The following is a 24205-nucleotide window of genomic DNA, read 5'->3' as shown; positions in this document are numbered from 1 at the left end:
TAAGGCTAGAAGATTTATGAAAACTGAAAAAGGTAAGCGTTACTATAAACGCAGAAAAGAAACCGTGGAAAGAATCTTTGCTGACGCAAAGGAATTGCACGGCCTTAGGTATGCCCACTATCGTGGACTCCATTTAGTTCAGATGCAGTGTTTAATGACTGCTACTGCACAAAATATCAAAAAAATAGCCACTAAGCTATCAAAAGTCCAGGAATAATCTTGGGTTTTTGATAGTTTAGTAGCAGAAACAATTAAAAATTTCATTTAAATCAATTTACAAAGAATTTAACCACCAGATTAGATAAAATCTGGTGGTTTGTAATCAACCTCAGGAATCCTATTATAGATAGGATTCCTTTTGTATCTAGTAGACTTAATACTGAAACCCAATTTTCCCATACAGGAGTCTGTAAATAACTTCGTCCTTAAAAAATAGAAACTTTCTGAGAAGATATACTGATGAGTTTGTTTAGAAAAATATTTGATTTTATATTTGAAGTTTTTAAATTTCATGTTCTCTCACCCGTGAAGTTTCAATGGCAGCGTTTAAGGCAAATAGCAAGGCATTCGTAACAATAAAGTTAATATAACATAGATTTACTATTAAAATATTTATAATTTTCAGATAATAATGTTGAAAATTGTACTAATTTGTCGTAAAATGTAAATATAGGATAAATTGAAAAAAATAAGTATTCCTGTAAGTACATATATAATAAAAAAGCGTCAAAACATTTGTATGAAGCAGAAAGGAGGGTTTTTAGGTTAATATGATTTAATGTATATAATAGTATGGAGGGAGGAAAAAATATGACTAATAGGCTTAAAGGATTGACTGCTAAATTATCTATAATCATTATAATTGTACTAATTATGTCTTTTTCTATTACTTCGTATATTGTAAGAGATACTATAAGGGACGAGGTATTGAATCAATGGAAGGCCCATAACTTAAAGCTAGTTAATGTTTATTCCCAGATGCTTGATGAAAATAATATTCAAGGCTTAATAAATAAAATTGATAGTGAGAATAATTTAGCTTATGCACTATTTATCGACTCTAACTTAACTGCTGTTGCCCATAGTAATGTAGATAGAATAGGTATAAAATTGGATGATGAAGGAAGTATAGCTGCAGCACAAAAAGGACAGGAATATGCCGATTTCTTCCATTACTCTGTGACAGATTCTCTTGTTTTAGATATATTAACTCCAATATATATAAATAATGAATTAATTGGAGCCTTGAACATAGGGGTAGCTGTAGATGTTGCTACTTTAAACAACATATTAAAGGATAGTTTACTAAGAGTTGTTATAACATTTGTTTTAGTAGGTATTGTTTGTATAGTAGCTTTAATTATTGTATTTAGATATTTGCTTACAAGGCCAATAATTAGCCTAGCGGATATTCTATTGAAATTATCAAACTACGATCTATCCTTTGATGAAAGTGAGGCTATTAAATACATAAACAGAAAAGATGAAATAGGAACTATAACAAAGGCTCTAATGACTATGCAAAAAAATATGATATCACTTATAAAGCAAATCACTGATACTTCACATCAGGTGGCAACTTCATCTGAGGAATTGACTGCAATTAGCCATGAGTCTTCAAAAGCATCTGAGGAGGTTGCTAGGGTAATTGAAGAAATTGCTAAAGGGGCAACTGATCAAGCTAAAGATACTGAGCAAGGTGCAGGACACATTGTTATACTAGGTGATATTATTGGAAAAGAGCAAAAGCTTGTGGAAGAGTTGAATGTTTCTGCCAGTGATGTAAATAGGTTGAAGGACGAAGGGTTCCAAATACTTGAGGAACTTATCGAAAAAAATAATGTTAGTAATACAGCATCTAAAGAAATCAGTCAAATAATTGTCGAGACCAATGAAAGTGCTGAAAAAATATCCACTGCCAGTCAAATGATAAAGAGCATTGCAGAGCAAACTAATTTATTGGCTTTAAATGCTGCAATAGAAGCCGCTAGGGCTGGTGAAGCGGGAAGAGGCTTTGCTGTAGTAGCAGATGAAATAAGAAAGCTTGCAGAACAGTCCAATGGTTTCACTGAAGAAATCGAAAAAATCATAGGTGAGTTAACACAAAAAACAGGCTATGCTGTGAATACTATGGGTAAAGTTGAGAAGCTGGTGACATCTCAAACGGAAAGTGTGATAAATACTAACAACAAATTTAAAGGTATTTCGCAGTCAATAGAAAGCATGAAAATGATTTTAGAGGACTTAAATTTATCAGGTAAGAGGATGGAAGAAAAAAAGGACGAAATTATTCAAATAATAGAAAATCTATCTGCAATATCTGAAGAAAACGCTGCAGGAACAGAAGAAGCATCTGCTTCTGTTCAAGAACAAACTGCATCTATTATTGAAATTGCCACTTCATGTGAAGATTTAGTAAAGCTAGCTGAGAATATGAAAAACAGTGTTAATAAGTTTAAAATATAGGCGTTATTGCCAGTGGGCTGATACTACAGAAAAGATTTATAAATATAAACACAAAGGGAATCCTATTATAAGCTAGGATTCCCTTTGTGTTTATAATCTGGTTTATGCTACTAAAATGGTCCATAATTAATCATTACTGAAAGTGCTACTAAACTCATCCCAATCACAGTCCATATTAAAAACAAGGGGAGCATAAACTTAACCCATTTTTCCCATTTGATTCCTCCAATTGCCAATGCAGCCATAAAATATCCAGAGGTGGGGCTAATAACATTAGAAAAACCATCTCCAAACTGAAATGCCAATACAGCTGTTTGTCTAGTTATACCAACTACATCTGCCATTGGAGCCATAATAGGCATTGAAACAGCAGCCTGACCACTACCAGAAGGAACAATGACATTTATTATACTCTGTACAAAAAACATTCCAATTCCGCTCAATACTCCAGGCAGACCTTGAACGATCCTTGCCATACTATATATTACTGTATCTAAAATTGCTCCCTCATTCATTACAACCATAATGGAGGTTGCTAATCCAATGATTAAAGCTCCATACACCAACTCTTGAGCACCCTTGATAAATTCTTCAGCAATGCGGTCAGCTTTTAATCCTCCAACTATTCCCGCTGCTATTCCCATTATTATAAATAATGCAGTTAACTCAGTAATATAGAATCCTAACTTGGCTACACCAAGGCCTAAAATCACTAACCCTAATACCAAAACTAACATAACCATCTTATGCCTTTTAGTCATTTCTGTTAACTGACTTATATCTATATTTTTTTGTCGCTTTTTATCCTCTTCATATGTTAAGCTTAGCTCAGGATTAGCCTGGATTTTAGCAGCATATCTATAAACATAAATGATTGCACTGCCCAAAATTAGAACGTAAGCAAGCATACGAAAAACAAATCCTGAGAAAAGAGGGAGTCCAGCAATTCCTTGGGCTATTCCAACTGTAAAAGGGTTAGCAAAAGCTCCGGCAAAGCCAGCTCCAGCCCCTAACAATACCAAGGCAGTTCCAGTTATAGAATCGAAGCCCAGTGCAATAGCTAAAGCTATTACAATAGGGTAGAAGGGTAGGGCCTCTTCGGCTGTTCCTAGAGTTGCACCTGCCAATGAAAAAACCAACATTACAACAGGAATAATCAATTTCTCACGACCTGACATTTGTTTTACGGTAGAGCCGATCCCTGCATCAATAGTACCTGTTGCCTGTATAATACCAAAGGCACCTCCAATCATAAGAACAAAAAATATTATGTATCCTGCCTCATTCATCCCTTTGGGTATGGATTGAAAGAGTCCAAAAATTGATACTGGGCTTTGTTCTACATAATGGAAACTTTCGGGAACTACAAAAATTCTACCTGTTGCAGGGTCCTCAGCTCTATCAAATTGACCAGCTGGAATGATATAGGTTAATGCCGTCATAATAATAATTACACAAAATAGTAAAACATAAGTATGAGGTATTTTAAATTTTTTCATTATATCTCTCCTTAATTTTTAATTTATTTATGTTTAATTTATTTCTTTGTATTGAATGATTTAACTACATAGATTTTTAATAAGATTAAAATAAATTTCTGTCGCCATGATAATTTCATCAATACTACAAAACTCATCATTTGCATGGGCTTGATTAATATTACCAGGCCCTAATACAATACAATGAGTGCCTAAATTATTACTAAGAAGTGCTGCATCACTCCAACCCGGAAAATCCTTAGGCACCTGATTTTTTCCTGTAATGGACTGAACTATCATTAATGATTCTTTAACTAAAGTTTCTTCAATATCGATGCAGTGGGGCGTGTTGCCTAAAGAAGCAGTAGCATCACTCATTCTCCTCAGTTCAAAGCTTCCTCCTGTTACCTCAATAGCATTATTTGCAATAACTTCTATTTCTTTATGGATATCTTCTAATGTTTCATTTGGCAAGTACCTTCTGTCGATCCTTACTATACATTCATCAGGTATAATATTGGGGTCATTTCCACCCCTTACTATACCTACATTTATGGTGCCACTGCCTAATTTTTCATATAGTCTATCTTCTATTTTAGGTGCTAGTTCATTCTTTATTAGTTGAATAAATTCTGCTGCAATATATATAGCATTAATTCCTTCATGTGGCCTACTACCGTGACCAGATTTTCCCTTGAAGACTACTTCTATCCATTCCATTCCCTTGTGAACTACTGAGACATTTAACTCAGTTGGTTCGCCAATGACAGCCATCTGGGGTCTTATATTAGTTGATTTTATAATAGATTCTGTACCCTTAGAACATTGTTCTTCATCGATAACACCAGCAAAAATGACTCCCTTTGATAGCTTAAGATTGGATCTTTTAACCGCAATCATAGCAGCCAACATTGCAGCTATTCCTCCCTTCATATCGACACTACCTCTACCATGAAGCTTATTGTCCTTTATAAAGGGTTCAAATGCTTTGTAGTCCATATTGAAACCAGGAATTGTATCGGTATGGCCATTGAACATTAACGCCAGCTGCTTGTCTTGTCCATCTATTTGTGCATATACGTTAGGTCGATCTTGTACAACTTCCTCTGTCCATGATTGGATGCCCTCATCAGTCATTTTTTCTTGAATCCATTGGGCGATATTGTATTCTTGTTTTGTTACATCTTTGTGACTTTCAATTGATATAAGCTTTTTAGCTATTTCTATTACCTCTTCATCAGATACTAAATCTTTAATATGCATTTTTTCACTCTCCTTCTAAATATGCTCCACTTAAACATATGTTTATATGTTTAAGCATATAAACATATAAACCAAGTGAGTTTCTGTATTATCAACATAAAATATCACCTCCTTAAATAATATTTAGTTATAACTTATATTTATGTTTATAAGTTTAAGATTATCAACGCATTAGATAAAAATATACATATTCCAAAACTACCATCCAACAAAATACAAAATTGATTCTGCTAATGATGTTAGCTTATACATATTAGTCGAATAATAAATCTCTTTGCCCTCTTTCCTAGAAGTAAGTATACCAGACCTTTTCATGATCTGTAGATGATGGGAAATTGTAGGCCGGGAGACTCTGCAATTATTAGCTATTTCATTTACATTCATCTCATTTTTCCCTATTAAAAATAGAATTTCTAACCTGGTTTCGTCCGATAAAGCTTTTATTACTTCAATATCAAATCTATTTTCATTAATTCCTGACATATTTCACCTCTATATTTTCAAGGAAGAATTGTTTTGTTTCAATACAAATATAATGTTATAGGTTAAGAAGTTTTTTAAATCACTAATATTACTACAAGATTAATAGGGTCCATATTCGATGATAGTAGCAATAATTAGTAATACGCCTCCTAGTATACACCAAATTGCAAATAAAGGAAACATCCACTTAGCCCATTTTTTCCATTGAATTCTGCCGATTGCCAATGCTGCCATAAAATAACCTGATGTAGGGCTGATAACATTTGAAAAGCCATCTCCAAATTGAAAGGCTAATACTGAAGTTTGACGTGTTACGCCAGATAAGTCTGCTAGAGCAGTCATAATAGGCATTGATACTGCTGCTTGACCACTTCCGGAGCTAATAAACAGGTTTATGACACTTTGTGCAACAAACATAGCTACTGCACTAAACATAGGTGGTAAACCTTCAATCCCTTTAGATAATACAAAAATAAAGGTGTCCATAATATTTCCATACTCCATTACAACCATAATGCCTTTAGCCAAGCCAATGATAAGGGCACCATAAACTAAGTTTGATGACCCTTTAATGAATTCCAACGCTATTCTACCAGAACTCAGATTGCCTGCTATACCACATAGGATACCCATAATCAAGAATATGGTGGAAATTTCAATAACGTAGAAGTCTTTTTTAAATACTCCATATACTAAAATACCCAAAAAAAACAACATAATACTTACTACTATTAGGTCCCGCTTTGTTAAAGAGGGTAAACCATCAGTACTAAAGCTTCTTTTTCTTGACTTATCCTGTTCAAATGTTGGACTAAGACTTGGGTTCTTTTTTATTTTTATTGAATAGTAATATACGTAGAGAATTGTAGTGCTTACAATAACTAAATAGCATAGCAAGCGAAATAACATACCAGAAAACAATGGAATATCAGCTATTCCTTGGGCTATTCCGGTAGTGAAAGGATTTAAAAAGCCTGCTACAAAACCTGAGCCAGTGCCCAATAGTATCATTGCTACTCCTGTAATGGAATCAAAGCCTAAGGCTAATGCTAGTGTAATAAAAATGGGGTATAATGGTAACACTTCTTCTGCCATGCCCAGTATAGCACCAGCCAAAGAGAAAACTATCATTACCATAGGAATAACTCTTGTCTCTTTACCTATGTTTTTTCTTACTACAGCACTAATTAATTTATTTATGGTTCCAGTAGCATTGATAATACCAAAACTACCACCAATGATTAGAACAAATATAACGATATCCCCTGCCTGCATCATACCATCGGGGATTGCCTGAAAGAGCTTAAAGGGTGAAACTGGCGATGCTTCTACAGATCTATATGTACCGGGAACAACATATTCAATTCCTGTATCTAAATCTACTTGCCTATTAAAATTGCCGGCTGGAATAAAATACGAAGCTAATCCTAAAGCAATTATGATATAGAATATCAATACATATGCATGGGGAATTTTAACCTTCATGAAGAACCTCCATTTACCCAATTCATTTTGTTATGTTTAAACATTTCAACATGTTAATTAAAATTCCTTCTAATTTATAAAAAAACTTTTTATATTTTCATGAAGTAGATATAATATATAGAATTGAAGAAAAAAAATATCTTATAAGGTTCGTATGGAAGAACTCAAGAATTTAAAATTCAATTGGTTTGGATTTATACAAGTAGGGTTTCGTATTAAAAAAAAGAACTGAGGCGAATAGTTTAAGGATGTAGAAAGAAAGACAATGAAAAGAGGTACTATAATTATTAATAGATAATTATAACATTTAATGGTATATTAATACTAAAAAAAGGTATAAACATAAATAAAAGGAGGCTATAACATGATTGATATTAATTTAAAGGAAGGTATGAGTCATTCTATACAAAAGAAGGTTAAGTATGACGATAGCGTTACCTTTGGTAGAACCGGAATGGAAACATTATTTTCAACTACTGAACTTACTACAATGATGATAGAAGCAGCTGTTCAACTTGTAGGTAAAAATATACCCGAGGGCTTTGTTTCGGTGGTTAAAAAAATTGAAGTATTCCATGAAAAGCCGACTTTACAGGGAGTAACAGTAACAATAGAGGCAAAGATTGATGAAATTAAAGGAAATACATTATATATCTCTACACATTGCTTTGATGAATTAGGAGAAATAGCCCAAGGTATGCAAGAACGACACATTGTAAATAAAAAAGCACTCATCAATAGAGCTCATGAGAGAGCAGAAGTTCTTGAAGGGAAAAAACGCTAAATTAAAAAGGGGATCCATCTTAGATCCCCTGAGGTTTTATTCTGTTTTGATAGCTTCAATGGCACTGAGCTTCATGGCTCTTCTTGCGGGATAGAATCCCGAAATAATTCCCACCAAGGTTGTAAAGAGGATGGTGGAGAGGCTAAGCCATAGTGGAATGATGGAAATACGACTCCCATGCATAAAATCTATCACTTGTGATCCCACAGTGTTTAATAAATAAGAGGCAAGATAACTAAATGCTATTCCAATAATCCCCCCCGAAAATCCAATTAGGGCAGCCTCCAGTAAAAAAAGTCTACGAATATCTGAAAGGGAGGCTCCGATTACCTTCATAATGCCTATTTCTCTAGTTCGTTCATAGATTGACATTATCATTGTATTGGTAATTCCTAAGGCGGCAACCAGGAGTGAAACAGCACCTATACCCCCCAGCACAGCCTGAATTACTGAGGCTGTGTTTTGCATAGACTCCAAATAGTCCGTTAAACTATAGGCATTGTATCCCATGTCTTTAATTTGATTTTGAATGTTTGTTACATCTTTAATATCCTTAACCTTAATCATAATACCTTCATAGCCTTTATTCTGATTGGATTGACCAGAATTTCGATTGTTTTTCTGATTACGATTGTTTTCATCTATCATCTTTTTTAACTGATCAATTGACATGAAGGCATAATAGTCATTATTGTAATCTCCTTCTTTAAGTATACCTACTCCATTAACTCGATAGCTTTTTGTAGGTTTAGCATCCTCTGAATAATCATCGAAGCTTAATTCTAATCGATCCTTAAGACGGTCTACATTAGATTCATTTGAATCATGGTAACGATAGGAGTATCTTGAACGTTCATCTTGAAATCTCCAGGGAGCATTGACTCCAAATACGATGGCATATGTATCACCTGTTTCCAACAATCTTCCTTCACTGGCTTCAAACTCAAAGATCTCCATGGTCTCTGGTCTAATCCCCTTAACCGACATATAGGAATAATACCTGCCGGATGTTATTTTAAGATGGGTTTCTAAAACCGGTGTAACTGCCTCAACTCCAGCAATAGATGAAAAGGAATTTACAGCTTGATCATCTAATTCTTTTGGTTGGTCTCTTCGTTTAGTAGGACTGTCATCCCAGTAATAATCGTAGGGAGGATTTACATTAATAATATTTAAACTGCCCATACGACTTATTTCTTCTTTAAAGCTTTCATTCATTCCGAAACCAAGAGACACCATAATTACAATGGATGAGGTACCTATTATAACCCCAAGTATAGTTAGGAAAGTACGGAGTTTTCTGCGCCATAGATTTTTAAAGCCCATAATAATTAAATCAATAGACTTCATCAGCTTCCATACCTTTCTTCTTTTTTATTCTCTTTCTGATTAAAAATCCTCCAACAGCTATTAGGATTATTACTAAAGCCCATACAAATTTATTTTTTAATATTATTTTAAACCATGGTTCATCATTAAACTCCGGAGGAAAATCCATCCAATCTTCAGGAAATTGCTCCATCTCCATTATATTAATAGATAGTTCCTTTATTACCTCAATATAATCTCCTGCTGAATCTTCATATGAAAATATGATATTTCCCTCCAGCAGCCCTGGGTTAATTGGAGTTATATATGTATCATAATAATCACTACGACCAGATTCAAGGTTTCCAACAAAATATTGACGACTTTGGGTTTCAAACTCACCCTCCAGTTTAATCATTAAATTATTTAAAGTAACCTTGCCTGTATTATAAAACTCTAAAAATATAGTTATAGAATCTCCGACGAAGGCCTCTGGGGGAAGACTAATAGTACTTACCTCCAGTCGAGAGGGTTGAACCACTGGTATACCAATAAGCTCCGTTGCCTCATATTTATTTCCATCACTATCTTCATATTCAAAGTTTGCTGTAATAGTATAGGTTTTAGCCTTTGCATCGGGTATTGCATAAAGAGTTAGATTTTTTTTAACCTTACTTTTTGGTTGAATAGAGTCTATATAAAAGGTATTGCTGCTGTTAACAGGTGTAAAGACATTGCCGGTTTTGCCATCTTTTTCCGTTTCTTCATCTGCTGTCAAGAATACTTTAATGTTTTTAATAGATCTTGTTGCGTTGGTATTTAAAAAAGAAACTGATAAATCAAAGTTGTCACCAGCTTTGATAATATTTGGCTTAAATACATACTGATCAATAATTATTTTGGGAGTAGTGTTATCACTGCTGCTTCTATCAACATTAATTCCTACATATTGCTGAATTGATTGAGTTTCGCCATCTGTTCCCTCATCATATTCCACCTTAATTAATAGGGGATGATTTTGCTTCGAAGCCTCCGATGAAACATAAAAATTAAACTGCTGGCTTCTGGTTTCATTAGAAGCCAAAGATTGAATTACTCTGATGTTTTGACTTTTGGGAAGGAGAACTTCTTTTCCGTCAACAGAAACTCGTACATTCCGTGCAGTAGTTTCACCTGTGTTGGTGACATCGAAGCTAATCAAAAAGGAATCGTTGGGGTCTAAGCCATCGGTGGGGGCTTCTATGTTGATTATTTCTATTTGAGGGCCTCGTCCCAACTCATTACCTACTGGAATAAAAAATATGTGCTCATCACTTTGAGTTCCATTTTTTGTATCCTCGTACTTTAATTTTAAGGTTAAAGGATGGTTACCATCTGTTATTCGTGCAGAAGCATGCAAATCAAAAAAGACAATAGTATCCTCTCCACCCTTTAGCTCTTTAACATATCGGTTATTGGTATTATTAACGACGGTGATACCGTTATTTGTCAAACCCACTAAGGAAACATGAATATTTTTTGCTTCTAAGGATCCACTATTTTTTAAGTGGACAGTCATTTCGGTACTTCCACCAGCTTCAAGCTTCTCAGGAGAAAACCTCATTCTGTTAATCATTACCTTTGGCTGTACTTTTTCATTAGTTACATTGACGTAAATTGTCTCTGTTGTACTAAAGATATCTCCTTGAGAATTGACAAAATCAAATTTGAATTTTACAGCATAGGTATCAGCTGCAGCAGTGTCCTTAACCCTAAGCTTGTACATAATTTCTTCGCTTCTGTTTACTGAAAGGCTAGAAATAGAACGTCTTAAATTAGCTTCTTCTATAGCAAAGGGTTGATTTTCTATTTCATCTAACAGAAGGGTGACGATTATGTCCTTTGCAAAATAATTACTGCTATTTTTAACTGTTAGGTCTAAATCAAAGCTTTCACCTGCATCAGCAGAGGGTATCTCCAGGTTTTCAATAACTAAACGTGGAACATCCTTTTTCGAGGTTGCAGGTGGGTCAGTGTCGGATGTATCTCTGACATTGGTTATATTGCTATAATAACTGGGAGAAGTAACTTCAACTCCGCCTTCATTGTATTTTAAGAGAAATGGAAAGTGATTATCTCCACCAAAATAGAGCATATCGACGGTAATAGAAAAGGAATCACTATCTGCAACTGAACCTTTATAGATTGGTTCTGGCACCTCAAAATAGGCAAAGGAAGATGTCCCATCAGGCACAAGACGAATGTTGCTGATGGTGTCACCTGTATTATTAGTAATATCAAATCTTTGTTTAAATCTGTCGCCTTTGTAAATAGGGGTATTTATTCTAGTGTGATACTCATTGACCTGATATGAATCTTTAATTACAAAATCTTTGCTGTTGCCAAAGCTAAAGGATAAACCTTGAGTACTGAGGATTACTGTTATTAATAAAAAACTAAGTATTTTTTTCACTTACAAAGCCTCCTTATTTTCTGTTGTATCTTCTATTTTTTCTATGTTACCGTCTCGGATATAGATAATTTGATCTGCATAGTGGGCAATTTCTATATCATGGGTAACAATTACTAAGGTTTGATTATTTTTTCTTGCCATAAAAGTAATGAGGTCCATTACTTCTTGTGTGGTTTTTGTGTCAAGGTTTCCAGTTGGCTCGTCAGCAAAAACTATTTCAGGAGAAGCAATAAATGCCCTAGCAATACTAACACGCTGTTGTTGACCACCACTCATCTGATTCGGCCTATGGTTTAATCTGCCTTCTAAGCCCACTGCCTTTAAAAGATTGGAGGCCCTTTGATCTCTAACCTTTCTTCGTACACCCTTAAAGGTTAATGGAATACTTACATTTTCCAGAGCTGTTAACATAGGCATAAGATTATATGATTGGAAGACAAAGCCAATATTATTCTGTCTAAATTTAGCTAATTTTGATTCGCTCATTTTTCCAATCTGTGTATTTTTTATTATTATCTGGCCTCTGCTGGGCTTTTCGAGGCCAGCCAGCAGGTTTAACAGGGTACTTTTACCAGAACCAGAGGTACCAAGTAAACAATAAAACTTTCCTTTTTCCATAGTTAAACTTATATTTTCTAAAGCAACAATTTTTTCTTCACCCATCCTGTAATATTTACTAACATTTTTTACTTCTATTAAACTACTCAACGTATTCACCCCCTTTTGTCACATGCGTATGTATTGCGCACTTAAATAGTTATTATTTGAAATAGATAATAAATATGTTAAGTGTACTATTGGTTATCACATATACAGTATACATAAATATTCAATACTAGTAAATATATAGCATATTGAGATAAATATGGAAACATATATATTTAATACTTAATTGAATCTGCTAATATTAGGAATAATCTATGGTGGATAGAAGATAGATATTTCTCTATACTATTAATATACATAAAATAGTTGGGAAAGGAGATTCGAATGATAACCAGACTATTCTTAATTGCAGTTACACCAAGCATTGCATTAGGCGCTGCTATTTATCTTACAGACCGTTATGATCGAGAGCCCTTATCATTACTAGCAAAAATATTTGTTTATGGGGCTCTAACGGTTATACCAGTTTTTTTTGTAGAAAAAGTGTTACTTATGTTCAATATATTTCCTGGTATATTTGGAATCGCATATTCAGCATTTATCGTAGCTGGTTTTACAGAAGAATATTTTAAAAGGTGGGTTGTATTAAAGGGTGCATTTAATAGTAAGCATTTTAATGAAAAATTAGATGGTATTGTGTATTGTGTATTTTCAGCTTTGGGCTTTGCAACCATAGAAAACATTATGTATGTTGTTTTTAGATTTACAGGTAACTATTATGTAGGTGTTATGAGAGGAATACTATCAGTGCCTGCCCATACGCTATTTGCAGTTACAATGGGATATTATTTGTCCTTGGCAAAATATACTGAGGATCCAAAGCTTAAAAGTGTTTATTTTTCAAGGTCCCTAATTATTCCCATATTACTTCATGGGTTATTTAATTTCATTTTAATGGCTCAGGTGCCCTATCTTATGATTTTGTTCATTCCATATGTAATATATCTGTGGAGAATGAATTTAATTAAGCTCAATAAATATACAAAAGAGAGTCGAGATGAATTTAATAGAATTAACGATGACGAAATATAATGTAAAAAATAACTATCTCTGATAAGATAATAAGTATGTAAATAAATCTTCATAAAGGGGGCTTTTAGATGCTTAATAATATAAAAGCAGCTATTTTTGATTTAGATGGAACTCTTATTGATTCCATGTTTGTATGGGAAAAGATAGATGTGGATTTCCTAAGTGAAAGGGGTATTGATGTACCCGATAATATAGGGAAGATAACTGAAGGGAAAAGCTTTACTGAAACTGCAATGTATTTTAAGGAAACCTTTGCACTAAGTGAATCTGTGGAAGAGATTAAGAATCAATGGATAAAGATGGGTCTAATCTATTATCAAAATAATGTTGAAATGAAACCAGGAGCAAAAGAGCTTTTAGAGACTCTAAAGGATAATGGAATAAAAATGGGCATTGCAACAAGCTGTAGTCGAGATTTATTGGAGGCAGTTTTAGATCAGCACAACCTACATAAATATTTTCAATCTATTGTAACCTCATGTGAGGTGAAGAGAGGAAAGCCTTATCCAGATGTTTTCTTAAAGGTTTCAGAAGAATTAAATATCCATCATAAACATATTTTAGCCTTTGAGGATACAGTGGCAGGTGTATTAGCAGCTAAAGCCGCTGGGATGAAGGTGGTGGCTGTTTATGATACCCACTCAGAAAAACATACACATGAGTTAAAGGAAACAGCTGATTACTATATAATATCGATGGAAGAACTTTTAACAGTAGAAAGTAGTGTTGGATAATAAAGGATTCATTCCAGGCAATAAAAAAGCAGAGAGATAAACTTCTCTCTGTTTTATGTATGTCTTTATTGAGAATTAATTAGTTTTTGCAATAATTTTAACCATTTCTTCAATCGTTGCATTTGTTGGAATTAAAAAGGTTCCAGATTTAAGCTTAACATCAAGGTTTAAATCTTCAGCCTTCTTTATAAAATCGCCAGTATTTTCTATTAAGCCGTTATCATGGAGAAGTTTGGCGATACCAACGCCAGGAGTTCCATTGGGAATAGTAATTTCTTTAACTTCAACTACAGTAATTGGAGATGAAGTATCTTCTACTTCAGATTCCACTTCTACTACCTCAAATTCTTCATTGGCTTCCTCTTCAGCATCAATTTCTTCTACATCTTCTACATCTTCTTCATCTTCAGTGATAATTACTACAGGATCATCAGACTCTAGTTTTGACTCGGTATTTTCTTCAATTACATTTTTAGGAATTTCAGCTGCAGAAACATCCCTACTGAAATTAAACCAATCGCCTAAATTAAAGGCAACAACTGCAAACATAGCCAGTACAATTACAAAAGCTAATAAAACATCTGTAAAATCATGTATCCAATCCTTAAATTTTTCCATTTTTGCTTCAATCCTTTCTGCAGTCCCTTATAGTCTAAGAATACCATATAGAAACTAATGATTTCAACTGGAGACCAATGTAAATTTGATATTTATAAAACCAACAATAGAAAAAGAGTAATTATTTGTGGATATTAGAGTGCTTGTAAACAATAATAATGATAAAAAAGAGATGAAATTAAAGTGAAGTTTTTTTGATTAAGGAAAAATATTAATGTATTTCCTTAACAATCATTTATTACAATGTTGAAGGTATGTAAATTTATAACCTCAAGTAATTACATATTATTTATTCAAACAGTTATAATATCGAATAAAGGGTAATATACAATTAGTAATAATATTGTTTAGGAGGGATAATTATGGCAAAGAAAGTAAAGAAAATAGCTGATATAACAGAATTAGAAAAAATAATAAAAAGATCCAACAAAAAGCCGGTTTTCATATTTAAGCACGATGATAAGCTACAAGATAGTGAAGATGCTTATCAAGAATACATCAATTTCATAGAGGATACAGAAGATGATATTGTTTTTACAGTAATATATGTTAGGGAGGAAGTAGAGGTTTCTGAAGCAGTGGAGGAGCTTTTAGAGGTAACTCATGATGTTCCACAGCTTATACTGGTGATGGATGAAGAAGTAGTTTGGGATGATATAAAGGATAATATTAATTTTGATAATCTTATTGAGGTTATTAATGAATTTATCATGGTTTAGTTAATCAATATCCCCTGATTAAGAACACCCTTAGACTTAAATAGTTGCTTTCATATTATTGCAGTGTTAAAATATATAAAGGAGCAAAAAGAAAGGCGTCAGGGGGATTAATTGTGAAAAACGAAATAATTGAATGGATTAAAACCATTGTGCTGTCGGTAGTAATTGCATTATTAATAACAGCTTTTATAAAACCAACCATAGTAAGGCAGCATTCCATGAGCCCTACACTTCAGGAATATGACTTTTTAATTATTAATAGACTTTTATATAATAGAACTGCTCCTCAAAATGGTGATATTGTTGTATTTCAATCGACACTGAAGACAGCTATGGGTAAAGATAAGCTTCTAATAAAACGAATAATAGCAGTTCCGGGAGATGAACTCCTAATAGAGGATGGAATAGTCTACTTGAATGGTAGGATTTTGGATGAACCTTATTTAGTGAATGGTTATACTGAAGGAAAAGCAACCGAAGGAAACACTATATTAATACCTGAGGGTAAATTATTTGCAATGGGAGATAATCGAAATAATAGCATGGATAGTCGTGATGAAGTTATTAGCCTAGTAGATATCGACGATATTGTGGGTAAAGCTTTTTTAAGACTTTATCCCTTAAATAAAATAGGGTTTTTAAAATAGGTAAATCTCCTAATAGTTTAGGAGGTTTATTTGTTACAATGATAAATATGAGATAAAATTACCTATGTTGCAAAAAAAATGCAGGATATAATAAAAAAAGGTCGAAACTCCATATAAAGTATAAAAGCCAAAGGTGATGAAAATGAAAAGAAAAGTGCTTATTATAAATGACTCTAAATTTGAAGCACTGGTTTTATTAGACCTACTTACTAAGCTTGGATATAGTGGAGAGATTGCTGACGAATACAATGCCCTAAAAATTATTGATAAATTTAAACCAAATTATATTTTTGTAAACTACATAATGAAGGAAACAACTGGAGATAAGTTTATTAGAAGTATAAAGGCTAAGTATAAAAACATCAATTGTTACCTATCCTCCTGTAATCAGCTGGAATTGTCAAATTTCAAAGACTCTATAGATATAGATGGAGTTATTCAAACACCTGTAACCGTTAAAAATCTATTAAACATGATTGAAACAAAATCAAAGGATATCTTGTGTAGAGTCTGTAGTAAAAAAATAGAACCTAGTTTTCTACATTGTCCTTATTGTGGAGAAAAGGTGTAATGATTAGATAAACTTTTTGTTTAAACCAACTCATAAAAAAAGCTAAAAAAACAAAAGCTATATTTGAAAAAACATGAGGAGGTTATAATTATATGAAGGTTAGAGATGTTATGACAAGTAATATAACAGCTGCTGATTCTAACACATCAATATCTGAGATAGCTAAAAAAATGAGAGACTTAAATATTGGTGCTATTCCCATTTGTGATGAACAAAATTATCCAATAGGCATTGTGACAGATAGGGATATAGTAATAAGAGGTGTGGTTGAAGGACTCACCAGCAATGATAATGTTGCACAGATAATGTCTAAACAGGTAATATACGTTACTCCCGACATGCATGTTCATGAAGCAACAAGACTAATGGGAGAGAATCAAATTAGAAGATTACCTGTAGTAGAAAATGGGAAAATTATAGGAATGGTTTCCATAGGAGACTTAGCAGTGCAAAACATTTATGAAGATGACGCTGGGCATGCCTTAAGTGAAATTTCGACACCAAGTAGACCTATGATGTAGGTTAAAAAGTTCCTGTAATAAGCAGGAACTTTTTCATTATATAGCGAAAGAATTATGAATATATAATTAATAGAATAAGTAATTAGACAAAATTATAGGGGGATATTTATGTCAAATAAAAACTCATTTACTAATAATAGCCATAGTATAAAGGCAATGATAAACAACGATTTACTGGAATTACCAAAAGGTACAAAATTAGAAGAAATAGCAAAATCATTTAATGAAAGTGGTAAAAATAAGTTAGTAGCTGCTTTAGTTGATAACGAGCTGAAGGAATTAAATTATGCTATAGATGAAGACTGTGAGATCAAATTTTTATCAATTATGTCAACTATAGGTTCACGTATCTACCAAAGAAGTTTAGTTTTCGTTTTTATTCGATCATGTATGGAGCTTTTTTCAGGCTGCAAGGTGTCGGTAGAGCATTCCATAAGCGGTGGTCTATATTGTGAGGTACACTATAAGCGTACTATAGATGAGAAGGATACGGAAAGAATTAATGAGCGTATGAAGGAAATAATTGCTGAGGATGTTCCATTTATGAAAACTAGAATCCCTGTTGATGAGGCTAAAGAGATTTTTAGAGACTATGGACAAACTGGTAAAGTAAGATTATTAAAGTATAGAGAAAAGCCATATATAAATCTATATCAGAATGGTTGGCTAAAGAACTATTTTTATGGATATATGGTGCCATCTACTGGATATCTTGATGAGTTTAATTTACATTATTATAAGCCCGGTATAGTAATTCAATTTCCGAAAATTGAGTTAAAGGGTGAAATTGGAGAATTTAAGGAGCATCCTAAATTATTTAAAGTTTTTCGAGAAGCAGAAAAATGGGGTGAAATACTAGAAATCGATTATGTTGCCTCTTTGAATGATTTAATTGTTTCAAAAAAAGAAGGCGAATTTATTCGTATTGCTGAAGCTTTACATGAAAAGAAAATTGCAGAAATTGCTGATATGATTTCAGAGCATCCTGATAAAAAAAGAGTTATTTTGATTGCAGGACCCACTTCCTCTGGCAAAACTACATTTGCCCAAAGGTTAATGATTCAATTAAAGGTAAATGGAATAAAACCTGTATCTATTTCACTTGACGACTACTTTGTTGATAGAGAAAAGACACCACTAGATGAATATGGAGAGTATGACTTTGAATCTTTATACGCCATCGATCTAGACAGTTTTAATAGAGATCTTACTGCATTGTTAAGTGGCGACGAGGTGAAACTTCCACATTTTAATTTTCATACAGGAAAACGCGAATATAAGGGCAATACATTGAAGATTATGGAAAACCAACCAATAATTCTGGAAGGAATTCATGCCCTAAATGATGAGTTAACAAAATCGATTGAAAAAAGTAAAAAATTTAAAATTTATATAAGTGCATTAACTCAGTTGAACGTTGATGAACATAACAGAATTCCAACAACCGACACCAGATTAATTAGAAGGATAGTAAGAGATTTTAAATATCGATCTAATGATGCCGTTAGAACTCTCTCGCTTTGGGAATCTGTTAGACGAGGAGAAGAAAAGAATATCTTTCCATTCCAAGAGGACGCGGATGTAATGTTTAATTCAGCATTATTTTATGAATTGAGTTTACTAAAGAAAAGTGCAGAGCCTTTATTAAGACAGGTTGATTCAACAAATCCATATTTTTCAGAGGCAAAACGTCTATTGAAGTTTTTAAGCTACTTTGTAGCACTTGAAAATGAAATAGATATTCCACGAACCTCCATATTAAGAGAGTTTATTGGAGGTAGTGCTTTTAATTAAAAATATTTGACTTTTATCTTATTATTCTATATCGTTATCCTGTAAATAAAAATATGGATGGTGAGAATGTGGAAAAAAGAGTAAAGGAAATATTAGATAAAAACAAGAAATACATTGAAGGGGGTAATTTACCTACATATATTCCTGAGTTAAGAAATGCCAATAAAGATGCCTTAGGTATATATATTTCAAGTCTAGATGGAACAGAGTGGGGTGCAGGTGATTATATGTATCCATTCACAATACAAAGTATTTCCAAAGTTGTAACCCTACTTATTGCTCTTCAGGATAGAGGGGTGGAAATATTTGAAAAGGTAGGAATGGAACCTACTGGAGACGCATTTAATTCTATGATGAAGCTAGAGCTTATCCAACCGTCAAAGCCTTTTAATCCAATGATTAATGCAGGGGCAATAGCTGTTACCTCGATGATTTTTGGTAATTACGAAGAGCGCTTTGATAAAATATTAGGTTTTTTCAGGAAAATTACTAATAATCCTAAATTAGATATAAATCAAAAGGTATATTTATCTGAAAAAAGAACTGGTGATAAAAATCGTGCAATGGCTTATTATATGAAAGATGTCGGGGTGTTACAGGGTGATGTTGAAGAGCACTTAGACATATATTTCAAACAATGCTCTATTGAAGTAACCTGTCGAGATATTGCAAATATTGCTGCATTTATAGCCAATAAAGGGGTATTACCAAAAACAAATGAAAAATTAATATCAGATGAGTATATTAAGATTGCAAAAACCTTTATGTTTACCTGTGGAATGTATAATGCTTCTGGCGAATTTGCAATCAATGTCGGGATACCATCTAAAAGTGGTGTTGGTGGAGGAATTATGTCAGTGGTTCCAAATAGGATGGGAATTGGAGTTGTAGGGCCTGCATTGGATAGTAAAGGAAATAGTATCGCTGGAATCAAAATCTTAGAGGACTTATCCAATGAATATGATTTATCCATTTTTTAAAGTATTACATTTTTTTAATATAATTTTTGACAAGAAAATCAAAAACCAATATAATTAGATATAGATGTAACAAAAGTGTAATATTAAAATAAAAAGGGGAAAACAAACATGAAGGATATACTTGTCTTAAGAGAGTTAGAACAAATCAAAGCAATTTCTCATCCCTATAGAGTTGATGTGTTTGAATGCTTTGAAGGTGATCAACCACAATCTGCAAAACAAATTGCCGATAAACTAGGAGAGCCTCATGCTAAGGTTAATTACCACATTAAGAGTCTGCTGAAGGTTGGTATACTGGAACTTGTAGATGAAAAAGTAAAATCAGGGATTATTGAAAAATATTATCTTCCAGCTGCAAAAATGCTAGTGATTGATAAGAACTTTATGCAACAAATGGATGATGATGTTGTACAATCTTTAAATCAAGCGATACTTTCAATTTTCGAAAAAATTAGTGACGATTTTTATAAAGCAGCAGAAAATCCAATGGAATACAAGAAATTTATTGTACATCATAATGAGATATATATGACACCAGATGAAATGAAGGAAATAATAGGAAAAGTAGACGATTATGTAGCTGAGCTTATAAAGGATAAAAAGGGTGAAAAGGGAGATAAAAATCTTCAACCCTATAATTTTGCACTTCTTGCAACACCAAGAGTGATGAAAAAGCGTGGATAATCCACGCTCATTTTTTTAATGCATGAAATGCTTTTATTATTGTAAAGGAATCGATAATAAGTCCTATGCAATAGAGGGATAAACTCCATGTTCTATTTAGAAAAATATAAGAATACCATTTTACTAAATTAAAATCCCATAAGGGTGATAGTATGCAAAATGTATATATTTTAATAAGTATTGTTTTAATATTATTTGGGACAGTTGGAATTTTCACTGCAATGTTACCAGGTCCAGTATTAGTATTGTTAGGTGTTGTCATATACAGTTGGGCTACTGGTTTTGCTATAATTTCCATGAAGGTAATTATATTTTTTGCACTATTAACATTAATTGGTATATTAGCAGATTATCTAGCCTCCTTCATTACGGCAAAGAAGTTTGGAATAAGCCGATTGGGTTTCATCGGAATGATGATTGGTGGAATTGTTGGTCTTATTATATTTAATATTTTGGGTTTGCTTTTAGGGCAATTTTTTGGTGCTATATTAGGAGAGCTATTATCAGGTAAATATTTTTCAAAGGCGGCACTTAGTGGGAGTGCTGCTATTATTGGCTACTTCATTAGTGTACTTATCAATATTACTGTGGTAGGGATAATGCTGGGATTCTTTGTTTATCTCATTGTAAAGGGTGGGGTCATATGAGTAATATTAATACAAAAAGAGTATATTCTATTTTATTATTAGGGGTTATAGGAATCTCTTTTTCAGCTATACTAATTAGAAATGCCACTGCACCTGCAAGCATTATTGCAATGTATCGGATGATAATTACATTTTTTTTATTTATACCAGTTGCTCTTGTAAAAAGCAGGAATGAACTTGCTAAGACAGAGATAAAGGATTACATACTATGCTGTATTAGCGGGATTTTTTTAGCACTACATTTCATCTCCTGGATTACATCACTATCTTATACAACTGTAGCGTCATCTACAGTTCTAGTAAGTATGCAGCCTATTTTCACCTCATTAATTGCATACTTAATTTTTAAAGAAGGTTTGAGTAAAAAAGGTGCTATTGGGATGACCATTGCTATCTTTGGCAGTGCAGTAATAGGAATTTCAAATTTTCACTTAGGTGAAGGCAGCATCTATGGAGATACTCTCGCCTTAATGGGAGGGCTATTTGGAGCTTTATATATTACCATTGGAAGAAGCATGAGAAAAAAGATTTCAAATTTAACCTATGGTTTTCTTGTATATGGAAGCTGTGGTCTGGTTATATTGATTATTAACTTAACATTAAAGGTACCTTTGATAGGCTATCCTGAGAAAGATTATATGCTATTTGCATTAATGGCTATTATATGTACCATCGGAGGACACACTGTTTTAAATTGGGGATTAAAATACGTTGAAGCCAGTAAAATATCAACCTTTATGCTGGGAGAACCTGTGGGAGCAACTTTGTGGGCAATTCTTCTTCTTCGAGAGTATCCAAGCTCAATGCAAATTATTGGTGGAATTATTATTCTATTTGGCTTGTATATTTTTATAAGTACATCCTTGAGGGAGGATAAAAGCAAAAAGAAAATAGTGAAGGAAGGACTTGAATTGGAAAGTTAAACAAAAATCTCTTGTTTGTGACAGTCACTTTGAGTATGTTTTTAAAAATATCAAAACAACGATAAAAAATAATCGTTGTTTTTTTTGTGTCTTATTTTGGAGATTAAAAGAGCATAAAAATAATCATACTATAGCAAAGGGGCCAGTATATTTAATAGAGTTATCCAACAACAGAGAAGCTCTTAACAATAAAAGGCTACAGAGCTATAGGAGATGTGTTATAATGAAAAAAATAAAAAGCATTATATTAGAATGGATAGAAATTATTGCTATAGCATTTATTATTGCATTGGTGGTTGAAACCTTCTTTTTTAGTTTTGCAGTGGTACAAGGTCAATCGATGGAGCCTACCATTAGTAATAAGGATAGGTTGCTTGTAGTGAAATACCCTTTCTTTAGGAACTCAATAAAGGAAGGAGATATAGTTGTTTTCAACCCACCAGGGACTACTGATGAAATATTTATAAAACGAGTGGTTGCAAAGGGAACCGATTCATTTACTATCTCAGATGGTTGTTTATTTATTAATAATGAAGAAGTAGCAGAAGATTATATTTATGAAGATGAATATTTAGAGAGATCGTATCAATTTATTAATGGAGTGATACCTAAGGATGCAGTTTTTGTTCTTGGTGATAATCGAAATGATAGCAATGATAGCAGAAGCTTTGGATATATACATAAAAATCAGATAATAGGTAAGGCAGCCATAAAAATTTGGCCCATTAGAGAGGTACGTGTGTTTTTAAATCCCTAAGAGACGGAGGGATACTTAATGAATCTAAAACAAGATATTATAACATTTAGTAAAACAATTGGAGTGGACTTAATTGGTTTTACATCTGCAGAACCCTTTGAAGAGATAAGAGCAACTCTAGAAGATAGAAAAAAGAGAAATTTACTATCGGGCTTTGAAGAACAAGATTTAGAGAAAAGAATAGACCCACGGAGGACCATGGCTAATGCAAAATCCATAATTGTAATAGGACAATCCTACTATTATAATTCTCAGTATGAGGAGACTAAATATTATGGAGACTTAGCAAGGACAGCATGGGGAAGGGATTATCATTTAGTATTGGCTGGAAAATTAGATGAAATTTCTAACTTCATTAACAGTCGAGTAAGGGACTTTCAATACAAAGGATATGTCGATACTGGGCCTTTAGTAGATCGTCATTTGGCCTATAGGGCAGGGCTAGGCTGGTATGGTCATAATGCTACATTAATAAATGATGTCTATGGCTCGTGGTTTTTTATAGGGTATTTGATAACAAATATTGAATTAGAATCAGATAAACCTCTGGATACAAAATGTGCTGGCTGTAACATCTGTATAGAGCAATGCCCTGGAGGCGCAATTGAAGAACCCTATATAATTAATGCAAAAAAATGTCTTTCTAACATTCTGCAGCAAAAAAGTGACATACCTATTGAGAAAAGAAAGATTCTTGGAAGGCGTCTTTATGGCTGCGATATATGTCAGACTGTCTGTCCTCATAATAAAAATGCTAAAGAAATGACAGGGGAGGATTTTATACCCTCTATTCTGCCCAATAAAATTGATCTAATAAAATTGTTAAATATATCAAATAAAGAATATAAAGAATTATTTGAGACAAATGCTTCTGGATGGAGGGGGAAAAGGGTACTACAGAGAAATGCTATAATTGCCCTTGTGAATTATGGGGATAGAAATATTGTTCCACACTTAATAAAGCTTCTAAAAGATAACAGACCAGAAATTAGAAGATACGCCCTATGGGGAATTATTCATCTTGATAGGAGTATAGGCATAGAATTGGCAAAAGACTTGTATACCATCGAAACCGATGAAAATAATAAAAAAACTATTGAGGATTACTTTTTATTATAAATTCATAGTGTAATAAACTGTCCCTTTTGAATAGGATGATAATAGATTTATTTATTATCATTTAAGTCAGGAGG

The 24205-nt window shown here is 33.1% G+C and carries 24 protein-coding genes; 16 read left to right on the top strand and 8 right to left on the bottom strand.

What is annotated here, in order from left to right; genetic code table 11:
- Together BLP68_RS15605 and BLP68_RS15600 are read left to right on the top strand one after the other, a co-directional pair.
- Window positions 1–217: transposase (locus tag BLP68_RS15605; protein WP_176759028.1), on the top strand; the 217-nt coding region annotated here is incomplete at its 5' end.
- Between the two features lie 593 nt (window positions 218–810).
- Window positions 811–2466, top strand: a complete 1656-nt coding sequence (locus tag BLP68_RS15600; RefSeq protein ID WP_176759066.1) for a methyl-accepting chemotaxis protein — start codon at window positions 811–813, stop codon at window positions 2464–2466.
- Window positions 2467–2576: 110 nt separating this feature from the next.
- On the opposite strand, the gene BLP68_RS15595 is transcribed toward BLP68_RS15600, so the two are convergent.
- From BLP68_RS15595 to BLP68_RS15580, 4 genes are all read right to left on the bottom strand, one after another.
- Window positions 2577–3965, bottom strand: a complete 1389-nt coding sequence (locus tag BLP68_RS15595) for a YfcC family protein (RefSeq protein WP_091545596.1) — start codon at window positions 3963–3965, stop codon at window positions 2577–2579.
- Window positions 3966–4025: 60 nt separating this feature from the next.
- A complete protein-coding gene (locus BLP68_RS15590) occupies window positions 4026–5207 on the bottom strand; it encodes a M20 family metallopeptidase (protein ID WP_091545594.1) in 1182 nt (393 codons plus the stop codon).
- A 198-nt stretch (window positions 5208–5405) separates the two neighbouring features.
- Window positions 5406–5690, bottom strand: coding sequence for an ArsR/SmtB family transcription factor (locus BLP68_RS15585; RefSeq protein WP_091545592.1), 285 nt, complete (start codon window positions 5688–5690; stop codon window positions 5406–5408).
- Between the two features lie 99 nt (window positions 5691–5789).
- On the bottom strand, window positions 5790–7175 hold the full coding sequence (locus BLP68_RS15580; protein ID WP_091545591.1) for a YfcC family protein: 1386 nt from the start codon (window positions 7173–7175) through the stop codon (window positions 5790–5792).
- A 364-nt stretch (window positions 7176–7539) separates the two neighbouring features.
- Here BLP68_RS15580 and BLP68_RS15575 point away from each other — a divergent pair, with 364 nt between their 5' ends.
- A complete protein-coding gene (locus tag BLP68_RS15575) occupies window positions 7540–7959 on the top strand; it encodes a thioesterase family protein (RefSeq protein WP_091545589.1) in 420 nt (139 codons plus the stop codon).
- Between the two features lie 36 nt (window positions 7960–7995).
- Here the strand turns inward: BLP68_RS15575 and BLP68_RS15570 are convergent, their stop codons facing one another.
- From BLP68_RS15570 to BLP68_RS15560, 3 genes are read right to left on the bottom strand one after another with little or no spacing between them, the layout of a single operon-like run.
- Window positions 7996–9309: an ABC transporter permease gene (locus BLP68_RS15570; protein WP_091545588.1), complete on the bottom strand. Its 1314-nt coding sequence runs from the start codon at window positions 9307–9309 to the stop codon at window positions 7996–7998.
- The gene (locus BLP68_RS15565) at window positions 9296–11719 is read right to left on the bottom strand and encodes a COG1361 S-layer family protein (RefSeq protein ID WP_091545586.1); all 2424 of its coding nucleotides are present in this window, start codon (window positions 11717–11719) and stop codon (window positions 9296–9298) included. Before BLP68_RS15565 ends, BLP68_RS15570 begins: the two co-directional genes overlap by 14 nt.
- Entirely contained in the window at window positions 11720–12427 is a 708-nt protein-coding gene (locus tag BLP68_RS15560; RefSeq protein ID WP_242877004.1) for an ABC transporter ATP-binding protein, read from the bottom strand.
- A gap of 282 nt (window positions 12428–12709) precedes the next feature.
- On the opposite strand from BLP68_RS15560, the gene BLP68_RS15555 reads away from it, so the two are divergent.
- Entirely contained in the window at window positions 12710–13417 is a 708-nt protein-coding gene (locus BLP68_RS15555) for a PrsW family intramembrane metalloprotease (RefSeq protein WP_091545584.1), read from the top strand.
- Window positions 13418–13485: 68 nt separating this feature from the next.
- Window positions 13486–14151: an HAD family hydrolase gene (locus BLP68_RS15550; RefSeq protein ID WP_091545582.1), complete on the top strand. Its 666-nt coding sequence runs from the start codon at window positions 13486–13488 to the stop codon at window positions 14149–14151.
- Window positions 14152–14226: 75 nt separating this feature from the next.
- Here BLP68_RS15550 and BLP68_RS15545 read toward each other — a convergent pair whose 3' ends face one another.
- Window positions 14227–14769 carry an MltG/YceG/YrrL family protein gene (locus tag BLP68_RS15545; RefSeq protein ID WP_091545580.1) on the bottom strand — a complete coding sequence of 181 codons (543 nt, stop codon included), beginning with the start codon at window positions 14767–14769 and terminating at the stop codon, window positions 14227–14229.
- A 362-nt stretch (window positions 14770–15131) separates the two neighbouring features.
- Between BLP68_RS15545 and BLP68_RS15540 the strand changes: the two genes are divergently transcribed.
- The 11 genes from BLP68_RS15540 to queG all read left to right on the top strand — a co-directional run bounded on the left by BLP68_RS15540 (window position 15132) and on the right by queG (window position 24131).
- Window positions 15132–15488 carry a monothiol bacilliredoxin BrxC family protein gene (locus BLP68_RS15540; protein ID WP_091545578.1) on the top strand — a complete coding sequence of 119 codons (357 nt, stop codon included), beginning with the start codon at window positions 15132–15134 and terminating at the stop codon, window positions 15486–15488.
- A 113-nt stretch (window positions 15489–15601) separates the two neighbouring features.
- Window positions 15602–16135, top strand: coding sequence for a signal peptidase I (gene lepB, locus BLP68_RS15535; protein ID WP_091545576.1), 534 nt, complete (start codon window positions 15602–15604; stop codon window positions 16133–16135).
- Between the two features lie 142 nt (window positions 16136–16277).
- Complete coding sequence (locus BLP68_RS15530; RefSeq protein ID WP_176759065.1) at window positions 16278–16706, top strand: response regulator; 429 nt, start codon at window positions 16278–16280, stop codon at window positions 16704–16706.
- 92 nt (window positions 16707–16798) lie between these two features.
- Window positions 16799–17227 (top strand): CBS domain-containing protein, encoded by a 429-nt coding sequence (locus BLP68_RS15525; protein WP_091545573.1) that lies wholly within the window; start codon window positions 16799–16801, stop codon window positions 17225–17227.
- Between the two features lie 108 nt (window positions 17228–17335).
- Entirely contained in the window at window positions 17336–19021 is a 1686-nt protein-coding gene (locus tag BLP68_RS15520; RefSeq protein ID WP_091545571.1) for a nucleoside kinase, read from the top strand.
- A 68-nt stretch (window positions 19022–19089) separates the two neighbouring features.
- Window positions 19090–20001 (top strand): glutaminase A, encoded by a 912-nt coding sequence (gene glsA / locus BLP68_RS15515; protein WP_091545569.1) that lies wholly within the window; start codon window positions 19090–19092, stop codon window positions 19999–20001.
- 108 nt (window positions 20002–20109) lie between these two features.
- Window positions 20110–20685 (top strand): ArsR/SmtB family transcription factor, encoded by a 576-nt coding sequence (locus BLP68_RS15510; RefSeq protein ID WP_091545567.1) that lies wholly within the window; start codon window positions 20110–20112, stop codon window positions 20683–20685.
- Between the two features lie 152 nt (window positions 20686–20837).
- A complete protein-coding gene (locus tag BLP68_RS15505) occupies window positions 20838–21332 on the top strand; it encodes a DUF456 domain-containing protein (protein WP_091545565.1) in 495 nt (164 codons plus the stop codon).
- Window positions 21329–22255, top strand: a complete 927-nt coding sequence (locus tag BLP68_RS15500; RefSeq protein ID WP_091545563.1) for a DMT family transporter — start codon at window positions 21329–21331, stop codon at window positions 22253–22255. Before BLP68_RS15505 ends, BLP68_RS15500 begins: the two co-directional genes overlap by 4 nt.
- 223 nt (window positions 22256–22478) lie before the next feature.
- Window positions 22479–23012 (top strand): signal peptidase I, encoded by a 534-nt coding sequence (gene lepB, locus BLP68_RS15495; protein ID WP_091545562.1) that lies wholly within the window; start codon window positions 22479–22481, stop codon window positions 23010–23012.
- Between the two features lie 18 nt (window positions 23013–23030).
- The gene (queG, locus tag BLP68_RS15490) at window positions 23031–24131 is read left to right on the top strand and encodes a tRNA epoxyqueuosine(34) reductase QueG (RefSeq protein ID WP_091545560.1); all 1101 of its coding nucleotides are present in this window, start codon (window positions 23031–23033) and stop codon (window positions 24129–24131) included.
- Window positions 24132–24205 lie beyond the last annotated feature (74 nt).

It is taken from the genome of Alkaliphilus peptidifermentans DSM 18978, assembly GCF_900101495.1.
Taxonomy (GTDB): domain Bacteria; phylum Bacillota; class Clostridia; order Peptostreptococcales; family Natronincolaceae; genus Alkaliphilus_C; species Alkaliphilus_C peptidifermentans.
The sequence above is the reverse complement of the archived record's forward strand: the minus strand, read 5'-3'. Positions and strand labels throughout refer to the sequence as shown.